Below are 16,022 nucleotides of genomic sequence, written 5' to 3' on the forward strand. Positions count from 1 at the left end.
ATGGAAGATGATACAAGTGATAAAAAATGCATTACTTACAAATGGGCAAAAAGTAGATATTTTAATAGAAAATAGTCGAATAAAAGATATAGTTGCAAATGCAGGAGGTTTCTATCCAGTGCTGTTAGATGCAGAAGGAATGTATGCTTCCCCCGGATGGATTGATTTACATACACACGCTTTTCCGAAGTATAAGCCTTATTGCGCCTCACCTGATAAAATTGGTTATCAAACTGGTGTCACAACTGTAGTTGATGCTGGGAGCAGCGGTGCAAATACGATAGAGGAATTTTACCAAATTGCAAAAAAAGCAAGAACAAGGGTGCTTGCATTCCTGAATATTTCACGGATTGGTTTAGAACGAATAGATGAATTAGCCAATTTAGATGAGGTTTCCTGGGATGCAATAAACAATGCTGTAAATGCTTATCCATCCTTTATAATCGGCTTAAAAGCAAGAATGAGTGCAAGTGTTATAGGTGATAGTGGATTAAAGCCGCTGCAGCTTGCGGCAAGGTACAGTACAACGTTAAATAAACCGCTGATGGTTCATATTGGCAGTGCACCGCCAATGCTGCATGAGATTTTATCGCTGTTAAATAAAGGAGATATTCTCACACACTGTTATCATGGGAAAAGTCCCAATCATATTTTTCAGAACAATGGGGAGGTTGAGGCTGCTCTAGCTGAAGCTGTACGAAGAGGAGTCTATCTTGATGTCGGTCATGGAAAATCAAGCTTTTCGTTTCCGATTGCAAAAAAAGCAAAGGAGGCCGGAGTACATTTTGATACAATCAGTACAGATATTTATGAGGAAAATCAGATAAACGGACCGGTATACAATATGGCTGATACATTAACTAAATTTTTAACATTAGGCTATTCACTGGAAACCATTATCCGTGCAGTGACAGAAACGCCGGCATATGTTTTAAACCAGCCTGAGCTGGGGAATTTTAATCGTGGTTCCTGTGCAGAATTTACTTTTTTTACAGTAGAAAACGAGACGAAGATACTGATAGATTCTTTAGGAAATGAAATCATTACAAACCAGGTGATTAAACCGCAGGCAGTTTTTCTTGGCGGGGAGTACATTGAACTGGAGAAGCATTATTCCTATGAAGTATAGAAGATAGATACGTATGTCTTTTTAAAGTTTCTGTTTCAGGTGATGGGATAGGTATCATATTTAATTATTTGTTTTTTCTCTTGCCTACAAAGTTTAGTGTAGTTATGATTACTGATACAATAAGAAGAAATACGAAAAAATATTTACAGAACGGCAACTTTAGTTATACTTATACTAAAGCTTATAGGATAATTATTCTCTCTTAGCTATAAAAGGGCATCACACAGCACTATGCGGAAGTTTTGACATCGGATGGATCAGTGGATTTGGATACAGAAAGGTAGAGATTACAATGAAGCTAAATTTAAGACAAGGGTCTTTATACTTGCAGGTAAAGGATATACTGAAGGAAAGAATTATCAACGGGCAGTACCCGAAAAATAGTTTAATCCCTTCAGAACCGGAGCTGGAGAAGGAATTTGAAGTAAGTAAAATTACGATTCGCAGGGCGGTAGAGCAGTTAGCTCAGGAAGGATATGTGGAGAAGAGAAGCGGTATTGGTACAACAGTACTTGCTAACCAAGCTGTTTCTAAGCTTTCAAAAGGACAGCGTTTTTCTGAATATCTGATTGGAGAAGGTTATCAATTAGGCAAAAAACTGATCGAGGTTACCAAAGTAGAGGATATCATGCCGCAGGTCAGCGCTTTAGCAGGAGATGGTGCATATTGTGTGGAGCGTCTTTATACATTAAATGAAGAGCCATATATCCATTTCAGGCATTATATCCCGTCATCCATTAATTTGCCAAACGACCCGAATGTATTTGTGAATTCATTGTATGATATGCTATATCAGGAGGGGATTCGTTTTTTCCGGTTTAAAGATGAATTCAGTGTGTCCGTTCCAGAGCCGTCTATTGCCGAGATGCTGGAAATTGAACTTCAGCCGTTATTGCAGCGTGAGCGTTTTTCGTATGATGATCGTGACAGGCTGGTAGAATATTCCGTTGCTTATTATCGTACGGATTTGCATAAGTATATTGTAAATTTTAATGTATAAACAAAAGCGTACCCATTTCAGGTACGCTTTTGTTCTCTCTCAATATAGCTTTAACTTTCTTTATTTTGGGAAGGCAAGTCACTTTCCATAACTTCTTTTAAAATCAGAGCATGATTATGCTCCTTATCCTTGGCTGCGTACAATAAGATAACACGTTGCTTTTTTTGCAGCTCTTGAAGCTCAGATAATTTTTTTATCTTCTCATCATCATTTAGCAATTCTTTTTTATACGCTTTTTTAAAATCCTCAAATTTTTCAGGATCATGGTTAAACCATTTTCTTAAATCTGGCGTAGGTGTTACTTCTTTTGCCCAATCATCCAGCTTTGCTTCTTTTTTTGAAATTCCCCTGGGCCAGACTAAATCAACTAAAACTCGATAGCCGGTCTCATTCGATTTTTCATAGATACGCTGCAGTACGATAGACATTCATAATTCCACCTTTCCAATCAAGTGTGCTTTCCTTCAATATACCATGTACATGTTCAGAACTCTATTGATTGATTCTCAGATCTCAGAAAACGTTGTAAATAAAACTTCGGGAAATAGATGGTTTATGCTTCGTGCTTTCTTTTTCTTGATAAGAACAGCAGAGCACCGCCCGCAATAATAAATGCCAGTCCCCAGATACCTTTCTCAGCATAGTTCAAAGCGGTATCAGGCAGCTTTTCTTCTTTTTTCTTTTCTAAATCTGCTTGTGATTCTGATTCAGCTTTCACTTCAGCAGTTTTTGGTGATACAGCTTTAGACGAGGCTTCGTTTTCATCTGGAGCTTCTTTGTCATTTCTTTTAATAACCACCGTTTCAGATTTTTTTGAGGCCTCTTTTTGAATAGCATTCCCTGTATCAATAACAGTATCGGAATCTACCATTTCTCCGGAAATAATTATATCAGCAAGAAAATCTCCCTGCAGGTTGTAAATATTAACCTTTAAATCTGCATTTTCCAGCTTTGTTAAATGAAATAGTGTCTCCAGTGAAAGGTTTTCTTCTCCCTGATCTGTAACAAGTACAAATTCTGCATGTAATTGGAAAACGTCAAGAAATTCCCTGAAGATAGCCATTAATTCATCGACTTGCCCCGGTGTTAGTTCCTTAATTGTTTCAAATTCAGAAAATGCCATCATTCGGTCAGCTAAATTTAACAATTTCTCAATGGTTTCATCGCTTGTAATGTCAGGAATACTGAGAATATGTTCTTCCAGTCGAAGCAGCTCGTCCTCTGTTAAATTGAATTCCTGCATGAAAAAGCTTAGATCAAAGAAATCATCATCTTCCCAAATGAATTCTCCTTCTAAATCGTAGGATAAATCATCCAAGAAGACATAATTGTTTATATCTAAATCATTATCAGAAATAAGTTTAAGTATATCTTCTTGATCGATTCCGAAATAAGGATCAACATTACTTAAATCCTTGTTGATTATTTCTCCTAAAAAATCGGATAATTCATCGATAGTTTTAAAATCATTCAAATTGCTTCCATAAAGAGCTAAAGAACTTTCGATATGAGTTTGAGTAACCTGAAAACCGCGAATACTCGTTGCTTCTTTTAAGTAATCTGCCAGCTTTTGCTCAAAATCAGGGTCTCTTGGAATTAATATATATAAATAAAATCCGATATTCATCTCGAGGTCATCTAAGAAAACATAATCCTCCAGAGTTTCTCCAAATTCATTTAGTGTTGCTTCAAGTGCAGCCTGGTCAATATCATAATCATCATAAATCTGTTTTAGATTATTTCCATCTTTACGGATTACGTCTCCTAAGAACTCTTTTAGATCTTCAACTGTATCAAATTCTTCTAAATAAGAATCATAGAGAGACAGAGAGAATTCAATATCTTCTTTTGTGATTGTAAAGCCTCGCTCAATACTAATTTCTTTTAAATAAACATCCAGACTTTTTTGGAAGCTGTTTGAATGTGCGTCAGCAGCTCCAGGTAAAACGACAAACAAAAATAAGAATAATGCAAAAATTTGTGCCGATTTCCTCATTCATTCTCCTCTTTTCAATTAAAATAACTAGCTCAATGATAAAATTATAGCCTCGAAGTCCCTTCCTGGCAATCTATTTTGAAGAATATTTCTATTAATATCCAAAAAATATCAAACATTTAGATCAAAAGTGAAAATTTCTAACTTTTAGCAGCAAACGTTTACAAAATACGAAGGTTATGTCACTATATTGGTATACAAGTATTCATAATTAGATAAAGGAGCTATGCAAGATGAAAGCATTTTATCCAAAGAAGAAGCTAATGAACGAATCAAAAGGGGAACAAGTTGTTGCGGAGCTCCGAATGCGGATTATTTCTCGTGAAGTAAAGGCAGGTACTGTTCTTTCAGAGAATCAATTGGGATCTTTATTTCAAGTCAGTCGTTCTCCGGTCAGAGAAGCTTTGCGTGTGCTGGCGAATGAGAATCTTGTTCGGCCAGAAAGAATGGGAGCAGTTGTCGTTGGCATCTCTGAAAAAAATATTGAAGAAATTTATGATATCCGCTTAATGATAGAGTCCTTTACCTTTGAGCGTCTGTTAAAGATGCAGACGGATAATCTTGTTCAAGAGCTAAAAAAAATGATAGAAATGATGAAAATTGCTATTAAATATCAGGATGTTGACCAGTTTTCCTTCCTGGATATTGAATTCCATGAAACAATTATTCAATCAATTGATCATCACCATATTAAGATGCTGTGGAATAATTTAAAGCCCGTCTTAGAATGTCTTATTATTTTATCGATGCGTTACCGGATGATGACCAATGAAAAAGATTTTGAACGTATTCTCTATAATCATGGGCTGATTGTGGAAGCCATTGATAAAAAGGAAAAGAAAATGGTGGATTTAGCTTTTGAGAGGAATTTTCATGATGTACAAAATCAGGTGGAAGCTCTTTGGGTAGATGAGGAAATAATGAAGGTAGTCAGAGAGTATAGTGTGAAAGAATAGATATATTTATATAAAACAGACAATCCTTTTTCCATGATATAGAGTGGTGGAAAGGGATTCAAGTTTTATTTAATGAAAAAGAACGGTAGTGGATAGTCTATATACATTCACTGCCGTTCTTTTTTGGGAAATATAATTTACTTGGAAGAAATAAATTTAAAATTATATTTTTGAGGATGATAATAAACATTTGAAAATTCGAATCTTTGTCCGTTTTTAAACGTGGTGAAAGCTTTTAGATAAAGAAGCGGTGTATCTTCGGTCAGCTGCAAAAGCGACTTTAACTCTGAAGTGGGAAGTATTGGAATAAGCTCCCCATAGCGCTTATCAATCTGAAAGCCTTTTTGTTCGATATATTGATATTTTGATTTTTCCATCACATTAATAGACAGATCAGGAAACAACTTTGAAGGAAGATAAGATTCTTCTACCAGTAATGGCTCATTATCTGCCTGACGCAGTCGTTTAATATAATACACTTTCGCTTCTTTTTCTAGTTCAAGTATTTTTCTGACCTCGTCTGGAGCAGTCATGAGCTGGAACTCCAAAACTTCATTTTTTGAATCATGCTGCAGATTATCCATTTCCTCAGTAAAACCCTGCAATTGCAGAATGTTATGGTCAATTCGTTCATGACCAATATATGTACCGCTTCCCTGCACGCTGTAGAGCAATCCCTCATTGATTAACAGTTTAATAGCTTGACGTATAGTAACTCTGCTGACATCATACATTTTCGATAACTTCAGCTCAGAAGGAATAGCATCCCCTTTGTTCATCGATGCAGCAATAATATCTTCTTTAATTTTATTTGCGATTTGTTTATATAAAGGCAAAGAATTATTTAGCATAATGATCCTCTCTACTTATCTAATGATTAGAACAAGTTTATCATGCTTCTATTTATTTTCATAGCTTGTATTACTTTTGTATTAAAAAGGTATTGATTTTTATATAAATTAGTGTTAAATTTGTATTAAAATATTGAAAGGGGTTTCAATTATGGAGCGAAAAAACTTAGTGATAGCTGGTGGCGGAAGCACATATACACTTGGTATGATCAAGAGTCTTATTTCTGAGAAAGACAATTTTCCGCTAAGAAGTATTATTTTTTTCGATAATGATGAAAAGAGGCAGACGCAAATTGCTGAAGCAGCAGAAATCATTCTAAAAGAACAATATCCGGAGCTGGAGCATTTCGACTGTACTACAGATAAGAAGACAGCTTTTCAGAAAGCTGATGTGGTATTTGTACAAATCCGGACAGGAGGCCTCAAAATGCGGGAACTGGACGAACAGATTCCGTTGCGTCATGGAGTGGTTGGTCAGGAAACTTGTGGTCCCGGTGGCATGGCATATGGATTCCGCTCGATTAAAGATATGATTCAACTCGTTAATGATATACGCTTCTACGCAAAGGACGCATGGATTTTAAATTATACAAATCCGGCAGCTATTGTAGCAGAAGCATTGCGTAGAGTGTTTCCTGATGACTATAAATTGGTCAATATTTGTGATATGCCGATTGCAATTATGCATAGCTATGCTTCTTTATTAGATATGGATGTGTGGGATCTGGTTCCGGAATATTTTGGACTCAACCATTTTGGATGGTTTACAAAATTGGAAGATCTGCAGGGTAATGATTTAACAAATCGAATCAAAGAGAAAATTATACATGAAGGGTTTGTACCTACTGATTCAGAGATTGCCAATGATGTTTCCTGGAAAAAAACATTTGAACAAGCGCGTAATATGTTGCTGGATTTTCCAGAATATTTGCCAAACACATATCTACAGTATTATTTATATCCAGAGGAATTAGCAGAAAAGGAGTCAATTAATAACACGAGAGCAAGGCAGGTGATAAACGGAAGGGAAAAACGTGTACATGAGACATGTCGGCAGATTTGTAAAGATAAGTCGACAGAAAATGTTATTTTGGAAAGCGATATTCATGGTGTGTACATGGTGAGGGCTGCTGCCTCCTTTGTTTACAACCATAAAGAGCTCTATATTGTGATGGTAGAAAATAATGGGGTGATTGCTAATTTACCAAAAGAAGCAATGGTTGAGGTGCCAGCTCTATTGACAGTTAATGGTCCTAAACCATTGGCAATAGGAGAAATCCCGATTTTCTATAAAGGATTGATTGAAGCGCAGTTAGCCTATGAGCAATTGGTGGCGGACGCCTATTTTGAAAGAAGTTATCACAAGCTCCTACAAGCATTAACGTTGAATAGAACTGTAGTTGATACAGATAAGGCGAAAGCAATTCTGGATGATTTAATACAGGCGAACGAAGGTTACTGGCCGGAATTACAAAAATAGGGGGAGAGGTAAATGAAACGGCTGATTATTAATGCAGATGATTTTGGATATTCAAGAGCAGTAAATTATGGAATTATAGATGCGCATACGCAAGGTATCCTGACATCGACTACTTTGATGACAAATATGCCTGGGGCAGATCACGCCTATACATTAGGAAGGGAATATTCAGATTTAGGAATAGGAATTCATTTAACGTTAACCTGTGGAAGACCGTTGCTGGATAACCATTATACTCTGGTGGATCCTGATGGTAATTTTAAAAAGCTGCATCATTATCAAAAATTATTTCATGTAGATGAAGAAGAATTGTATCGAGAATGGAAAGCACAAATAGAAGCATTCCTGGCATCAGGATTGAGGCCTTCACATTTGGACAGTCATCATCACGTTAATGCGCTGCCAGGAATTTTACCAACTTTTATCCAGCTGGCAAAGGAATATAAATTGCCGGTTCGTAACAATTTTGAACAAGAAAATGGAAGTCAAATACGTACCACTGACAGTTTTGAATATAACCCGGAAGTTCTATTGAAATCAGAAAAGGAATTAGAAGAGTTGTACCGAGACGCCAATACAATTGAAATTATGTGTCATCCAGCTTATTTAGATAAGCATATTATGGAAGGATCTTCCTATGTTATGCCGCGTATCGAAGAGTTGTACATGCTGACACATCAAGATACTACTGCAAAGCTCAGAGATGGAAAAGTTTTTGAATTAATCAGCTTCCACCAATTAAATGAGGGAGATGAAGTCTCATGAAACGATTTATGCAAAAACTAGGGAAGTCTATGCTTATTCCTATTGTTACCATGCCGATAGCGGGAATTCTATTCCGATTAAGTGCTCCGGATTTACTGGACATTCCACTGTTCCAGGCAGCAGGGGTCATTTTTTCACAGATGGCGGTACTGATAGCAATTGGAATTGCTATCGGGCTTGCTAAAACAAAGGATAGAGGAATCCCGGCTTTAACTGGCTTTTTGGCCATTACTGTTTTGAATGAAGGATTGCGGATCATGAATCCGGATTTGGATATGGGAGTTTTTGGCGGTGTCATCTCCGGCCTGATTGCTGCGGCTGTATATAACCAATTTAAAAATACAAAGCTGCCATCTATGCTCTCCTTCTTTGGGGAAGAAAAATTACCAATTACGATGATTATTCTAATTATGATTCCGGTTTCAGGGTTATTCTCTTTAGTATGGCCTTACGCGCAGATGGGGATTGATTCTTTCGCGCAGACGCTAGTTGGTTTGGGAGCTTTAGGAATCTTTATTTTTGGCTTCTTAAACCGATTTTTACTTCCTTTTGGTTTACATCATGTGCTGAATACGTATATTTATTTTGGTCTGGGGAGCTATACTACAGAATCAGGTGAGGTAGTGACAGGAGAGATCACCCGTTTTCTAAATGGAGATCCGACAGCAGGATATTTCCTGGGCGGTTTCTTTGTCACTATTATTTTCGGTGTTCCGGCCATAGCGTTAGCAATTACTAGAGCTGCACATAAAAAGAAAAAAGCGGAAACGAAAGCCCTGATGAGCTCCGGAGCATTAACATCCAGCGTAGCGGGGATCACAGAACCGGTAGAATTTACATTTATTTTCACATCTCCATTGCTCTATTTTATTCATTCTATTTATACAGGTTTAGCAGGTGCAACGTTATATTTACTTCATATCCGGCACGGTTTCTCATGGGGCGGGAGCGCGATTGATTATGCATTGAACCTTGGTATATCTGATTATGGGATTTATATTATTCCAGTAGGACTCGCTTTTGCTGCACTTTATTACTTTACTTTCTATACAATTATTGTGAGGAAAAATATTAAGGTTATTGGTCGTGAGGACGATGCGGAGTTTAGCGAAGAATCTACAGAAGCAGAGAAAGATTTGGAACTAAGCCATGGAAAGCATGAGTATATGGCAAAGAAGATTCTTGAAAATATTGGTGGTATAGATAATCTGGTTGACTATGAAAATTGCATGACACGGTTACGGTTGGTAGTAAAGGATGCAGATCTGGTTAATAAGGATAAAATTAAGCAGACAGGGGCACACGGTGTTGTGAAAATTGATAATCAACATGTTCAAATTATTATTGGGCCTGCTGCTGGAAGTGTACTCGGAGAATTCAAGAAAATCGTGGAAAAAGACTAGCAGAGTTAAACAGCAGAGAGTGAAGCCCCGATATTTGCATAGAGGGGACATAGCTCTCTGCTATCATGCATGGATAGATATTTTTATTATCAAAATAAATAGTATTAATGGATGCTGTCTTCCTGTATGATTTTCCCGTCACGCATTTCAATCACATGATCCACGTAATCCAGCATATCCATATCATGTGTGACCATTAAAACTGTAATATGCCGCTCTTTGGAAAGTCTCTGAATTAGCCTCATCACTTCCTGAGAGCGTTTTGAATCAAGACTGGCTGTAGGCTCATCTGCAAAAAGCACCTTGGGACTGTGAATGATTGCTCTTGCCACTGCAACGCGCTGCTTCTCGCCTCCAGATAATGAGGGCGGATAAGCGTTTTTTCGTTTCCACATATCAACAAGCTCTAAAACCTGTCTAATTTCCTTTTTCTGTTCTTGCTTGGAAAGGGAGGATTCGGCAGTCTCCAGCATTAAAGCCAGCTGTTCCTCTACGGTTAAAAAAGGTACTAAGTGTGCGAATTGAAAAATAAAACCAAACTGCTTTGCCCGAATTTGACGCAGTTCCTCGCTCCGCATAGATGTCAGCTCCTGCTGCTCGAAGGAAATCTGTCCATCGGAAGCTGTCTGTAATCCTGCGGCAATGGTGAGTAATGTGCTCTTACCGGATCCGGAAGCTCCTGTTAAGGCAGTAATTTTTCCCTCAGGCAGTGTGACATCAATCCCTTTTAATATTTCTTCTTTAACCTCTCCATGAGCAAATGTTTTTCGGACATTCTTCATCGTAAATAAACTCATTTTACATCTCTCCCTGCTGTATAGCCTGCATTGGTTCTACACGCTTGATTTGAATACCGGATAACGTTGCGCCGATAAATCCGATGATGATAAAAACAAGAGAGAGCTGTCCTGTTGCCGGCCAGGTTAAGTGAAAAGGCATCCCGCCTGGTGCTAATAATTGGAAAGCTTGACTGATTAAGGCAGACAAAATTAGTGAGATAACAGAGATGATAAACATCTGCGCCCACATCATTTGAAACAGCTTTCCTGTTTTAACTCCAATTGCCTTTAAAATGCCGTAAATACCAAGCTTTTGCACATTAATCATATAGAAAAAGATGGCAAATAGCATGCCGCTGATAACGAGCAGAAAGATAACAATCATATTCAATGACAGCTGTTCTGCACTGTAGCTTGGGATTGTGTTTAAAAATTCACTATTTGAAAAGGCCTGCAGCTCTTTAAAGGCAGTTGCTTCATTTGAATTTTGCGCCACTGAGTCAGCAACGAATGCAATTTGCATAGTGTCTGTATGGAACAAAGCTTGAAAATCATCCGGATTGATAAAGGCCGCCGCTGAGTGGCTGAATTTTTCATGATTGACAAACCCTGCTACCGTTAAAGGCTGATCCCATTGTTCATTAGTGATCTCGTCACCAACCGCAATTCCTTCTTCTTCAAGCGATGCATCTAAAATAACTTCTCCAAAGTTAACCTGTGGGTAATATGAGCTGTTTGTGGCTGCTATATAAGCAACGCTGCGCTGTTTATCAGAGGTGTCGATAAAATTTCCCATTTGAATCGAGAAGAAAGCTGCTTCAGGCTGTGCTTCTGTTATTTCCTGCTGCTGTTCTTCTGAAAGGCTGGAGAAGCTGTAGGTTTCATCCGCTTCCTCCTCCATATAAAATGTTCCATCCGGTAAATTTTTAATCAGGGAAGCATTATCCTGTGAGAGTCCATTTGTCAGTCCGGATATAATAAAAGTTAATAAGCTGATCAGGAAAACAATCGAGCCTAGTATGGTATAACGTAATTTGTTTTTCTTCATTTCCTTCCATGCCATTTTCATCTTGCTTAAACCTCCTGTATCTTTCGTATACTAAGAAGTATATAAGGGGAATATGAACGCAGTATGAACAGAAAATTTCAAATGAGATTTTATAGAGAAGTATCTGTAAAACTTCAGCTCGTTGACTGAAGCTTCATAATTGACTTCTATCAAAGGGCGTAACAATGGATGGTGTGAATAAACTGTGGATAAAGAGCTATGAACACGAATTTGAAATTATCAGAACCTGGATTGTAAATCATACTCTTAACCAGTATTCATGCCTTAGAAAAACAAAGAAAAAAGCATCTAACCACAAATAGTCAGATGCTGTATCAACACATATTAATTTTCCTTTAGAGGCAATTTCACCGTAAAAGTAGTACCAGCTGCTTCATTAGCCTGAACGCTGACCGTACCGCCATGCAATTCTACAATCGTTGCCACAATAGATAATCCCAATCCAGTTCCCTTTACACTTCTAGTACGGGAAGCATCTGCCCGGTAAAAACGGTCAAATATACGTTCTGCCTCTTCTTTGGATATGCCGATCCCTGTGTCTTCAAAAGAAATAGAGCAGTGCTCCTCAGTGTAAGTGAGCTGGATGTCAATGCTGCCGCCTGGCTGATTGTATTTTAAGGCATTGGACAGCAGGTTATCCCAAACCGTATTTAGCAGGGAAGGATCAGCGTCAATTTCCAAGTCAGGAAGTGTATAGCTCAGCATAATTTCTTTTTCCTGAACCAGCCATTGATAGCTCGTTAGTAAGCTTTTTAGCTGGCTGCTGATATTAAAGTGTTTCTTTTTCACAATATGTTGATTCTGGTCAAGGGAAGAGAGGAGCAGAAGCTGATCTGTCATAATGGACAGTCGGCTAATCTCTTCATTAATAATTGAGGTATACTGATTCTTTTCTTCTTCTGAAATTCCTTTATCACTGAGTAAATTTGTATACCCTTTAATATTTGATAATGGAGATTGGATATCATGTGAAATATTTGAAACAAATTCTTTGCGCAGCCGGTCATTTTTCTCAATTTGCTCCGCCATTTGCGAGAAGCTTGTGGATAACTCTCCTAATTCATCTTTTCGCTTCGTTTGAATAGTGTTGACTTGAAAATTCCCTTTAGCCAGCTGTTTTGTTGCAGTGCTCAGCCGGGAAATAGGCTTGACAAGATAGTTTGTGCTTAAGAGAACAAATAAAATACTTAAAATAATTGTTAAAGCAAAAAGCACACCAAACAATAAATGCATCTCGTTAAACAGCAATTTGATATCCGGCCGGATAAATAAAGCATAGGATTCACCCTGATAAGTAATGGGTACGCCAATGGAATTTTTTAATTCATTTGCAAAAAAGCCTGTTACAAAGGTTTTTCTGGGGAAATGAACCATTCCATGAAAAATATCTCCATCTAATACCTTTTGTATTTCAGCATTTGTTAAGTTGTTTTCCCGGAATGCTGCTCCAAACAACTGTTCTTGCCCGTTTTTATCCACAAGGTACAGTTGATAACCGATATCTGCCATGTTTGTTAAGTAGTCAGTAATTGCTATTTCTTGATTGTTTTCAATAAAAGCAGCCATATCCAAAGCGATTATCGTATTTTTTTCGTCATTTTGAGGCTTGAGAGAATACTGATAGTAGGTGTTTGATATGAAGAAGGCAATAACACCGCTAAGAAACATGATACCGATTGTGACAGCAGCGAATTTAGCATAAAGTGATCGCATCATTCTGCCGGCTCCAGACAGTAGCCGACTCCGCGGACTGTTTTAATGGAAAATGAAGAATTTAGAGTGGAAAAGCGCTGCCTCAGTCGTTTAATATGCACGTCCACTGTCCGCTCATCTCCTTCGTAGTCTATCCCCCATATTTTTTCAATCAGCTGTGTTCGTGAAAACACATGCTGTGGATAAGTTGCCAATAGTGCCAATAATTCAAACTCCTTCAAGGGAAGTAAAAGTGTTTTATCCCCAAGCTTTACTTCATAATTATTCAGATTGATTTCTGTATCTCCAAATTGTATAGTGTGTGTACTGTTTTCCTGCTGATAGCGGCGCAGCAATGCCTGGACACGGAAAATCAGTTCACGAGGTTCAAATGGTTTTACTAAATAATCATCTGTTCCTGCAAGAAAGCCTTCTTCCTTATCCTCAATTTGGCCTTTGGCTGTGAGTATTATAATTGGAATATCATATTGTTTGCGAATTTCTTTAGTCAGCTGAAAACCATCCATAAATGGCATCATCACATCTACAACAGCTAAATCGCAATGTGCTTTTTTTAATATGGCTAGTGCCTCCGTACCATCCTTTGCTTCGGAAACGAGAAAGCCTTCCTTCTCCAGCTGAATACGGACAAGCTGAAGGATATGGGTATCATCGTCAACAATTAATATACTTTGCATGTGGGTAATCTCCATTCACATTAAATATTGCTTGTCCTAAGCTTACTGCAAATCAAAGGAAGCTGCCAAATTATTCGATTGATTTTATCTTATTCACAGGTACATAACGAATATGCCAATAAATCAGTCCTATTCCCAGCAGTACACTGATAATAGAGAAAATCAGCATTCCTAAAAGTCCAAATTTCAAGAACCCGAAGAGGAGCCCGATAACCAAAAGAATAGGTGAGCTTAAACGCAGGACGCTTGTTTCTAAGGAACTTCGCAGCATTGGCTCCTTCCAAGAGAAAAGCTCGATAAAGGAATTAAACCTGAAGCCAAGCCAGCCGTTTTTTGTAATATCCACAATGATATAAATCGAAGCAAGCCAAAAAAGATAGCTGGTCCAGTACGGTGCGGATAATATCAGTACCGCAATGAGAAGCGCTGTGAGCTGGACAAGCGGCATCAGCACAGGCAGATTGCGGAAGAAAGATTTAAAATAGGCATCTGTAAAAATCATCGCGCTGCTTTGCTTTTGGAACATAACCTGTGAGTTCTTCCAGAGCCATACCGGCTTTGAAGAAGGAAGCTTGTAGCCTTGCTGTTTCACATTTGTAAGCAATAGATTGACCAATATACCTCTTGCATGTTCATCCATTTCAGCAATTTTTAAAAAATGCATTCCATTATAAGAGAGCTTATTAGCCAGGATTATAATCGTTATAAAACTAATAATTACCCACAGTATCCACAGAAGGAAATAGGATATGATAACCTGTGAGAGACTTATCCACAGCGCGAGAACGGTAATATAAGATAGAGTGCTTAAAATAAAAGATGAAATATGAATCTGCGCATACTTTTTCCACAATGTAATCAAACTTACGCCCGAGAGATAATAAACCCACAGGTAGCCTGAGGATAGAAGAGATAAAGAGAATATTTTACTTAGAAAAGGTACAATAACTAGAAATAGCAGTGTTGCAGTAAATAACATTATGCAGATTGAATAGATGATGCCGGACTGGGAAATGCGCCGCAATAAGGGAATATTTCTGCTTAGGAAAAGCTGATCTGCCAGGTAAGTGAATAACCTTATATTATGTAAGAAAAAGCTTATCCCCAAAAGAATCATCCAGCCATTCCAGCCAATCAGGTTTAAAATAAAAGGTATGTCCTCTAGCCACTCCATGTAGAAAAATACACCAATAGCGATGCCGGGAATTAATAAATAGATAAATAATGTCCAATCCAGTACAAGTTTACTGGCTTTCCATAAATTCTGATAATCTGACTGGAGCCGTTTAAAGAACAAAGTGCGTGCGGTTTTGTTCATGATGAATCCTCCTCCAGCAATTCATAAAAACAGTCTAACAGGGAAGTGTCATCAGGTTGACTTGTTTCTGTCCGAAGCTCCTGTAAGGCCCCTTGGAAGACAGTATGCCCCTCATTTAAAAGAATAAATCGGTCGCATAGCTTCTCCGCAGAATCCAGTACATGCGTAGACATTAACAAGGCGGCACCACGCTCTTTTTCCTGATAGATCAGGTTGATCAGATGTTTTGTTGCGATAGGATCTAAACCGATAAAGGGCTCATCAATGATATAAATATCCGCTTCTGTCATAAAGCTGAGACAAATCAATGTTTTTTGTCGCATTCCTTTGGAAAAATGGATTGGCAGCTCATGCTCTTTACCGGTAAGGGAGAATTTTTTAAGGAGATCCTTTGCCCGGGGCTCCCAGATATCCTGCGACATTTCATAAGACGTCGCAGCAAGCCGCAGATGCTCCCAAAGTGTAAGGCGATCATAGAGAATGGGTTCTTCAGGAATATAAGCCAGCTGTTTGCCATCTTCTAATTCAATACTTCCATGAAAGTGCTCGATAGTGCCGATAATAGATTTAATAGTCGTACTTTTCCCGGCACCGTTTGCTCCGATAAGACCGACGATTTCGCCGGGATTAATAATGAAACTAATATTTTTTAAGTAAAGTTCTTTTTGCTGATATCCTGCCGAATCGATATGTACCTGCAGCATGTAATCCCCTCCATGAGTTATAGGATATATTTGCATTTATGTATATTAGATATACGATAATCAGGCGGAAAAGTTTCGTTATAATAAGATACAAAGACCTTAAAAGCTACTTTCATTTACCGCAGCAATTGTATTAACTTGACTTTATTTGATTGCTTTCAGGTATGCTTCTCCATTAAGAT

General features: G+C 38.0%; 15 protein-coding genes. 6 read left to right on the forward strand and 9 right to left on the reverse strand.

Annotated elements, in window-relative coordinates; translation table 11 throughout:
- Positions 1 to 7 precede the first annotated feature (7 nt).
- Both OSO01_RS17425 and OSO01_RS17430 read left to right on the forward strand, forming a co-directional pair.
- A complete protein-coding gene (locus tag OSO01_RS17425; RefSeq protein WP_147211723.1) occupies positions 8 to 1,129 on the forward strand; it encodes an amidohydrolase/deacetylase family metallohydrolase in 1,122 nt (373 codons plus the stop codon).
- Between the two features lie 292 nt (positions 1,130 to 1,421).
- Positions 1,422 to 2,129 carry a GntR family transcriptional regulator gene (locus OSO01_RS17430; RefSeq protein WP_147211724.1) on the forward strand — a complete coding sequence of 236 codons (708 nt, stop codon included), beginning with the start codon at positions 1,422 to 1,424 and terminating at the stop codon, positions 2,127 to 2,129.
- A 50-nt stretch (positions 2,130 to 2,179) separates the two neighbouring features.
- Here the strand turns inward: OSO01_RS17430 and OSO01_RS17435 are convergent, their stop codons facing one another.
- Positions 2,180 to 2,557 (reverse strand): DUF488 domain-containing protein, encoded by a 378-nt coding sequence (locus OSO01_RS17435; protein WP_147211725.1) that lies wholly within the window; start codon positions 2,555 to 2,557, stop codon positions 2,180 to 2,182.
- 125 nt (positions 2,558 to 2,682) lie between these two features.
- Complete coding sequence (locus OSO01_RS17440; protein ID WP_147211726.1) at positions 2,683 to 4,125, reverse strand: processed acidic surface protein; 1,443 nt, start codon at positions 4,123 to 4,125, stop codon at positions 2,683 to 2,685.
- Positions 4,126 to 4,358: 233 nt separating this feature from the next.
- Here OSO01_RS17440 and OSO01_RS17445 point away from each other — a divergent pair, with 233 nt between their 5' ends.
- Entirely contained in the window at positions 4,359 to 5,081 is a 723-nt protein-coding gene (locus OSO01_RS17445) for a GntR family transcriptional regulator (protein WP_147211727.1), read from the forward strand.
- Positions 5,082 to 5,218: 137 nt separating this feature from the next.
- Here the strand turns inward: OSO01_RS17445 and OSO01_RS17450 are convergent, their stop codons facing one another.
- A complete protein-coding gene (locus tag OSO01_RS17450) occupies positions 5,219 to 5,932 on the reverse strand; it encodes a GntR family transcriptional regulator (RefSeq protein WP_077602463.1) in 714 nt (237 codons plus the stop codon).
- A gap of 151 nt (positions 5,933 to 6,083) precedes the next feature.
- On the opposite strand from OSO01_RS17450, the gene OSO01_RS17455 reads away from it, so the two are divergent.
- From OSO01_RS17455 to OSO01_RS17465, 3 genes are read left to right on the forward strand one after another with little or no spacing between them, the layout of a single operon-like run.
- Positions 6,084 to 7,412, forward strand: coding sequence for a 6-phospho-alpha-glucosidase (locus OSO01_RS17455; protein ID WP_077602462.1), 1,329 nt, complete (start codon positions 6,084 to 6,086; stop codon positions 7,410 to 7,412).
- A gap of 12 nt (positions 7,413 to 7,424) precedes the next feature.
- The gene (gene chbG / locus OSO01_RS17460; RefSeq protein ID WP_147211728.1) at positions 7,425 to 8,177 is read left to right on the forward strand and encodes a chitin disaccharide deacetylase; all 753 of its coding nucleotides are present in this window, start codon (positions 7,425 to 7,427) and stop codon (positions 8,175 to 8,177) included.
- Positions 8,174 to 9,580 (forward strand): PTS transporter subunit EIIC, encoded by a 1,407-nt coding sequence (locus OSO01_RS17465; RefSeq protein WP_147211729.1) that lies wholly within the window; start codon positions 8,174 to 8,176, stop codon positions 9,578 to 9,580. Before chbG ends, OSO01_RS17465 begins: the two co-directional genes overlap by 4 nt.
- Before the next feature lie 104 nt (positions 9,581 to 9,684).
- Here the strand turns inward: OSO01_RS17465 and OSO01_RS17470 are convergent, their stop codons facing one another.
- The 6 genes from OSO01_RS17470 to OSO01_RS17495 all read right to left on the reverse strand — a co-directional run bounded on the left by OSO01_RS17470 (position 9,685) and on the right by OSO01_RS17495 (position 15,840).
- Positions 9,685 to 10,377 carry an ABC transporter ATP-binding protein gene (locus OSO01_RS17470; protein WP_077602459.1) on the reverse strand — a complete coding sequence of 231 codons (693 nt, stop codon included), beginning with the start codon at positions 10,375 to 10,377 and terminating at the stop codon, positions 9,685 to 9,687.
- A gap of 1 nt (position 10,378) precedes the next feature.
- Complete coding sequence (locus OSO01_RS17475; protein ID WP_147211730.1) at positions 10,379 to 11,428, reverse strand: ABC transporter permease; 1,050 nt, start codon at positions 11,426 to 11,428, stop codon at positions 10,379 to 10,381.
- A 324-nt stretch (positions 11,429 to 11,752) separates the two neighbouring features.
- Positions 11,753 to 13,144, reverse strand: coding sequence for a sensor histidine kinase (locus OSO01_RS17480; protein ID WP_307725854.1), 1,392 nt, complete (start codon positions 13,142 to 13,144; stop codon positions 11,753 to 11,755).
- On the reverse strand, positions 13,141 to 13,818 hold the full coding sequence (locus OSO01_RS17485) for a response regulator transcription factor (RefSeq protein ID WP_147211731.1): 678 nt from the start codon (positions 13,816 to 13,818) through the stop codon (positions 13,141 to 13,143). Before OSO01_RS17485 ends, OSO01_RS17480 begins: the two co-directional genes overlap by 4 nt.
- 70 nt (positions 13,819 to 13,888) lie before the next feature.
- Positions 13,889 to 15,136 (reverse strand): ABC transporter permease, encoded by a 1,248-nt coding sequence (locus OSO01_RS17490; RefSeq protein WP_147211732.1) that lies wholly within the window; start codon positions 15,134 to 15,136, stop codon positions 13,889 to 13,891.
- A complete protein-coding gene (locus tag OSO01_RS17495; protein WP_147211733.1) occupies positions 15,133 to 15,840 on the reverse strand; it encodes an ABC transporter ATP-binding protein in 708 nt (235 codons plus the stop codon). Before OSO01_RS17495 ends, OSO01_RS17490 begins: the two co-directional genes overlap by 4 nt.
- Between the last annotated feature and the right edge of the window lie 182 nt (positions 15,841 to 16,022).

The sequence above is a fragment of the Oceanobacillus sojae genome, assembly GCF_007991515.1.
GTDB lineage: Bacteria > Bacillota > Bacilli > Bacillales > Amphibacillaceae > Oceanobacillus > Oceanobacillus sojae.

Bases quoted from the DNA above. Each gene is read 5' to 3' on its own strand.
- OSO01_RS17445 (WP_147211727.1), top strand. From the start codon at position 4,359: ATGAAAGCATTTTATCCAAAGAAGAAGCTAATGAACGAATCAAAAGGG.
- OSO01_RS17465 (WP_147211729.1), top strand. From the start codon at position 8,174: ATGAAACGATTTATGCAAAAACTAGGGAAGTCTATGCTTATTCCTATT.
- chbG (WP_147211728.1), top strand. From the start codon at position 7,425: ATGAAACGGCTGATTATTAATGCAGATGATTTTGGATATTCAAGAGCA.
- OSO01_RS17490 (WP_147211732.1), bottom strand. From the start codon at position 15,136: ATGAACAAAACCGCACGCACTTTGTTCTTTAAACGGCTCCAGTCAGAT.
- OSO01_RS17475 (WP_147211730.1), bottom strand. From the start codon at position 11,428: ATGAAAATGGCATGGAAGGAAATGAAGAAAAACAAATTACGTTATACC.
- OSO01_RS17440 (WP_147211726.1), bottom strand. From the start codon at position 4,125: ATGAGGAAATCGGCACAAATTTTTGCATTATTCTTATTTTTGTTTGTC.
- OSO01_RS17450 (WP_077602463.1), bottom strand. From the start codon at position 5,932: ATGCTAAATAATTCTTTGCCTTTATATAAACAAATCGCAAATAAAATT.
- OSO01_RS17430 (WP_147211724.1), top strand. From the start codon at position 1,422: ATGAAGCTAAATTTAAGACAAGGGTCTTTATACTTGCAGGTAAAGGAT.
- OSO01_RS17485 (WP_147211731.1), bottom strand. From the start codon at position 13,818: ATGCAAAGTATATTAATTGTTGACGATGATACCCATATCCTTCAGCTT.
- OSO01_RS17455 (WP_077602462.1), top strand. From the start codon at position 6,084: ATGGAGCGAAAAAACTTAGTGATAGCTGGTGGCGGAAGCACATATACA.
- OSO01_RS17480 (WP_307725854.1), bottom strand. From the start codon at position 13,144: ATGATGCGATCACTTTATGCTAAATTCGCTGCTGTCACAATCGGTATC.
- OSO01_RS17495 (WP_147211733.1), bottom strand. From the start codon at position 15,840: ATGCTGCAGGTACATATCGATTCGGCAGGATATCAGCAAAAAGAACTT.
- OSO01_RS17470 (WP_077602459.1), bottom strand. From the start codon at position 10,377: ATGAGTTTATTTACGATGAAGAATGTCCGAAAAACATTTGCTCATGGA.
- OSO01_RS17425 (WP_147211723.1), top strand. From the start codon at position 8: ATGATACAAGTGATAAAAAATGCATTACTTACAAATGGGCAAAAAGTA.
- OSO01_RS17435 (WP_147211725.1), bottom strand. From the start codon at position 2,557: ATGTCTATCGTACTGCAGCGTATCTATGAAAAATCGAATGAGACCGGC.